Source organism: Gemmatimonas sp. (genome assembly GCF_044345575.1).
Classification (GTDB): domain Bacteria; phylum Gemmatimonadota; class Gemmatimonadetes; order Gemmatimonadales; family Gemmatimonadaceae; genus Gemmatimonas.
Map to the genome: position 1 here is coordinate 1 of NZ_JBIJAW010000235.1, position 5,218 is coordinate 5,218.

4 protein-coding genes are annotated in these 5,218 nt (G+C 67.8%); 3 read left to right on the top strand and 1 reads right to left on the bottom strand.

From position 1 onward, the window contains the following. The 3 genes from ACIQ6O_RS12425 to ACIQ6O_RS12435 all read left to right on the top strand — a co-directional run. On the top strand, positions 1-375 hold a 375-nt coding region (locus ACIQ6O_RS12425; RefSeq protein WP_396208107.1), incomplete at its 5' end, for a hypothetical protein. Next, a complete protein-coding gene (locus ACIQ6O_RS12430) occupies positions 372-785 on the top strand; it encodes a hypothetical protein (RefSeq protein WP_396208108.1) in 414 nt (137 codons plus the stop codon). The genes ACIQ6O_RS12425 and ACIQ6O_RS12430, both read left to right, overlap by 4 nt. Continuing rightward, on the top strand, positions 782-3,289 hold the full coding sequence (locus ACIQ6O_RS12435; RefSeq protein ID WP_396208109.1) for a dockerin type I domain-containing protein: 2,508 nt from the start codon (positions 782-784) through the stop codon (positions 3,287-3,289). The genes ACIQ6O_RS12430 and ACIQ6O_RS12435 overlap by 4 nt, the downstream gene beginning before the upstream one ends. Before the next feature lie 198 nt (positions 3,290-3,487). On the opposite strand, the gene ACIQ6O_RS12440 is transcribed toward ACIQ6O_RS12435, so the two are convergent. Continuing rightward, a partial coding sequence (locus tag ACIQ6O_RS12440; RefSeq protein WP_396208110.1) for a TonB-dependent receptor plug domain-containing protein occupies positions 3,488-5,218 on the bottom strand: 1,731 nt, incomplete at its 5' end.

The window sequence follows — 5,218 nt, forward strand, 5'->3', positions numbered from 1 at the left end:
AGCCTCGCGCTCGTGAGCACGCAGGCCGCGGACACGGCCTTCGTCGATGTCACGCTTGGCGGTGGCGCGCCCGTCGCCATTGGCAGCTTCACCGGCGAGGTCGTGCACGACGCCGCGTGGCGGTTCGTGGCGTGCGATGCGCAGCAGCCGCAGGCGTTGCTCGCCTGCAAGGACCACGGCAGCACGGTGCGCGTGGCGGCCGCGTGGGCTGGCGGCACGCATGCCGGCGCCCTGGTGCGCCTCACCTACGTGCGCACGTCGCCCACCGCACCGGCTACGTGGACGTTCGCGGTGTCGGAAGCGCACGGTGCGCGCGGTACGCCGCTGCTCGACACCGTGGAAGTGAAGCGGCTCAGCGTGGAGATGCGGAAGTGAGTCCCCGCATTGCGAAGTTCACGACGAGAGCGGCCGTGATGGTGCTGGTGCCGCTGACCGCCTGTCACGCCCGAGTAGGTACGAGCGCCAGCGCGCCGCCGCTGCTCACCGCGCTGTCGCCCACGCAGGTGAGCATCACCGGTGGCAACGCCGGTACGCTCACGCTGCGCGGCCGCGGATTCGACTCGCTCAATACCGTGCACTTCGGCACCCTGCGAATTCCCGGCGTGCCCAGAACCAACGACAGTGTGATGCAATTCGCCGTGCCCACCGACAATTCGTTTCTCCCTGATCGGGGCCCTGCGCCCGTGCAGCCCCTCGCCAGCGGCCGCTACGACGTGCGCGTGCAAACCGCACGCGGCACGAGCAACGCCCTGACTGTCACGCTCTCCGCTGGAGGTGCCCGATGACCATCATCTCCCGTGTGCGTCGTGCCGTTGGGCGGCAACTCACAACGCAGTCGCAGTTAACGCTGTTGTTGTTGCTCCTCTCCCCCTTGCACCGCGCCTCCGCCCAGGAACGCGAGGGCGATGCCGAACGCCGCAGGCAGGCGTTGCTCGAACAGTGGGACGGTGGCGCGCCAGGCGTGGAGCCCACCAGCGGTGTGAGCTTCGCCAAGTGGCTGCAGGCCACGGGCGGCGCGCAGAGTGCGTCGTGGCGCGCTTCGGTAGCAGTGCCCGGCACGCAGCAGTGGGTGAGTGTGGGGCCGCGCGGTTTCTACGGGGATAACGGCTTCTACGGCTCGTTGCCGCAGCTCGATGCCGGTCGCATACCGGCGCTCGCTTTCCACCCCACCGACCGCTTCACGATCTACGCAGGGACGGCTGCCGGTGGTGTGTGGAAGAGCACCAACGAGGGCGCGAGCTGGATACCGCTCACCGACACCGAGTGCTCCCTCGTCACCGGCTCCATCACCATCGACCCCGTGAATCCGGACATCGTGTATGTGGGCTCCGGTGAAGTGAGTGAGGGCACCGCCGGGTGCGGCGTGCTGCGCAGCACCAATGGTGGCGCGTCGTGGACCACCTACGGCGCCGATGTGTTCACCGCGAGCGCGGCCCAGTCGTGGGCCATCTACAGCATCGTGGTGGATCGCGCGACCGCGGGCACCACCAATGCCACCGTCGTGCTGGCCTCCACGCTGCGTGGCATCATGCGCAGCACCAACTCGGGGCAGACGTGGACCGTGGTGACGCCGGCGCTCACCTTCAGCGATCTCAAGCAGCATCCCACCGATCCCAACATCCTGTACGCAGCGCGCGTGGGTGTGGCCGGCAGCGCCTTCCCGCCCGCGCTGTGGCGCTCGAACGATCGCGGCCTCACCTGGGGCGCGGTGACCACGTTCCCCACCGATTCCGTCTCGCGCATGGAGATCGCCGTCTCGCCGGCGCGCCCGGGGAGCGTGTGGATGATTGCCGGTCGTCCCGACCGACAGCTGGGCGGCATCTGGCGCTGGGATGACGCTACCAACTCGCGCAGCACGCTCGATGCCTTCGGGCCGCGCGTCACGGAGCCCACGGGGCGTCTCAACTTCGGCGGCCAGAGCGAATACAACCTCATGATCGCGGTGGATCCGAGCGACGCCGACCTCATTTACATCGGCGGCGTGCGCGCGTACCGGAGCATCGACGGCGGGGTGACCTTCCGCGAGATGGCCGAGCGCATTCACGTGGACTGGCACTCGGTGGTGGTGGATCCCAACGATCCGCGTCGCGTGCTTGCCGGTAACGACGGCGGCGTGTTCCTGTCGCGCGACAAGGGGAGCACGTGGACGTCGCTCAATGCGGGGCTCATCACCTCACTGCATTATCCCGGCCTGTCGGTGCATCCCACCGATCCCACGGGTGTACTCACCGGTTTGCAGGACAACGGCACGATCCTCACGCGCAACGGCATTGCGCAGTGGAACGGCGTGTGGGGCGGCGACGGGGCGTACACGGCCATCGATCCCATCTCGCCCAGCACATACTACGTGTCGAGCCAGGGCGGCAATCTGGTGCGCCTCAACGCCACCACGGGTGCCAGCGCTCGGTTGCCGATCGACACCATCAACGACCGGCGCCGCGCGTTCATCGCCCCGTTCATTCTCGATCCCACGCGGAACACGCGGCTCTACTTCGGCGGATCGCGTCTGCAGCGCACCGAGAATCAGGGCTCGAGCTGGACGGCGATTTCGCCCGATCTCACCCGTGGCACGGGCACGATCAACGCGATTGCGGTGTCGCCCACCGACAGCAACGCGATCTTCGTGGGCACCAATGACGGTAACGTGCGCTACTCGCGCGACTACGGCGCCACGTGGCTCGCGCCGCAAACCGCGCTGCCGCAGCGTACGGTCACCGACTTCGCCGTGCACCCCACCGATCCCAGCCGGGTGGTGGTAACCATTGGTGGCTCCGGTGGCCCGCACGTGTACATCTCGCGTGATGGTGGTGCCAACTGGAGCGACATCACGGCGACGCTCCCCGATGTGACCACGCAGGCGGTGGCGTGGGGCCCGAACGGTGCCAGCCTGTACGTGGGCAACATGTACGGCGTGTACGTGAGCACCAACGAAGGCGGACAGTGGACGCGTCAGCAGGGATTGCCCACGATCCGCGTGACGGATCTCGTGTACAACGCGCGCACCAACCGTCTCACGGCGGCCACGTATGGCCGCGGTATCTGGGCCTACGACTTCAATGCGCCCGGTGTCGTGCTGCGTGGTGACGTGAACGGCGACGGCCAGGTGAACGCCGCGGACGCGATGATGATTCAGCAGGCGATCATGGGGGTGCAGCTGCCGAGCGATGTGCGACTCTTCCCCGCTGCCGACGCGAACTGCGACGGCAGGATGGAGGTGCGTGACGCGGTGATCGTGCTGAAGGCGGCAGTAGGAGAGAGCACGGGAACGTGCGTGGGAACGCGGCGGTAAGGGCAGGGCGCGTGCTGTGTACACGTAACAGCGGCGCTACGGAAGCTCATACAGCGGAAGCTTGAGGGACGGCAAATAAACAGCGGGAACGGCCATGCGTGTGGCTGTTCCCGCTGGTTCGTTTCCGCTCCTCGAGCTTCCGCTTGTCAAGCTTCCGCTCCTCAAGCTTCCGTCGTTGCGCTGTCTATCCCTGCGTGTCTACCCCAGCGTCACCCCTACCCGCAGCGTTCTTCCTGCCTGCGGTAGCCCGCACTGATCGTACACGGTGCGATTGCCCACGTTGTCGAGCGCCACGAGGGCGGAGAGTCGCTGGAACAGTCCACGGCGCCGTAGGCTCACGCGGCGTGTGACGGCTGCGTCGGCGGTGGTTTGCGCGCCGAGTGCAACGAGGCGGCCGAGGTCGGGGTGTTGGCAGTACTGCACGCCGATGTGGCGCGCCATGGCACTTACGCGGAAGCCGCCGATCTCCGGCGACAACAGCGCAAGGTTCGCCCGACGTTCCGGGTTGTGCTCGGCGCGTCGCTCGTTGTTCGCGTTGGTTGTGATCGTGCGATCGTAGAGACGGATTCGCTGCAGGGTGGCATCCGCGGTCAGGCTCGCGCCTCGCAGGGCGGCCGGTGTCCAGGTTGTGAGGAGTTCCACGCCGGCACTGCGAATTACATCGCGATTGATACGGCGGAAGAGGCGATTGGGGAGGGTTGTACGGACCACCGCATCGTCGAGCCGATGCGCGAAGGCCGTGGCTTGCACCTGCAGGCCATGCTGAGCGAATGCCCCACCGTCGAGCGTGATCCCGGTTTCCGTGGCGAGCAATGATTCGGGGCGCAGATCGGGGTTGGGATCGAAGCGATCGATCGCCCCGCTGTACAGCTCGCGCAGCGCCGCGAAGCGCGCCCGCTCGCTCACGCTCACGTGAAGCCGCACGCCGTCCGTGGCCATGAGCGTGGACCCGACACGCCACCCGGACCGGGCCAGCGTCCCGAGCGCCGCGCGGCCCCCCGTTTTTGGCGTAGCGGCCTCGTCGCGCACGAGGCCGCCCGAGACGAGCGCCCGCCCCCACATCGGGACCTCGATTTCGGTGCCGATGCTCTGCAACACCTGTTCGTAGCGCACCGCACGTGCCGCACTACGCTGAGCGTCGAGCGTTTCGTCGTAGGCGACCATCGACATCGTACCGCCCACCCGCAGCTGTGCGTTACGCGGCAGCGAATGCGTGCCCTGCAGTCGCGCAATGCTCGTGCGCTCCCGGCCCGTCTCGCGCGTGGCGACGGTGCTGAAGGTGCGGTTGGTGAATGTCTCGATTTCGAGCGCCTGCGTAGTTTGCCCTGCGCTCACATCGACGCTGCCGCGGCCGAACGGTGTGCTGCGCCGACCGGTACCGGCAGAGAGAATGCCCAGCGTGCGCTGCTGCTGCGGATAGCGCCAAAAGCGCGGCGCACGGATGTGCTGCTCGGGAGCGACCCCACGTTCCGCGGTGTAGGCGGTCCCGGTCACTCCTGCGTAGGCGCCGGAGGGGTGGTCGTAGCGCACGGCTGCGAAGCCGTCGGTCTGCTCGAGATCGGAGTTGGTGCGCAGCGCGTCGTTGTCCGGATCGCCCGGGTCCACCGTACCACCCGCGATGCCGCTCCCCGGATTGCCGCCTGGGAGCGCAAACCCATCACGCTGCCGATTGCTGATGCCGGCGCGCATGGTCAGGGCGCCGCCAGCCACGGTGGCCGGGACTCCGCCCGAGGCCGAGAGTACGCGCGACGAGAACTGGTCGAAGCCGACGCCAACATTCAGCGTGCGACTCGCCGTGGCCGGACCATTGAGATCCAGGCGAATCACCCCGCCCAAGGTGTTGGCGCCCGCGAGCAGCGACCCGAGGCCGCGAATCACGGTGATCTGCTGCACGCCGGTACTGGGAATGAGCGACGGATCGGTGCGACT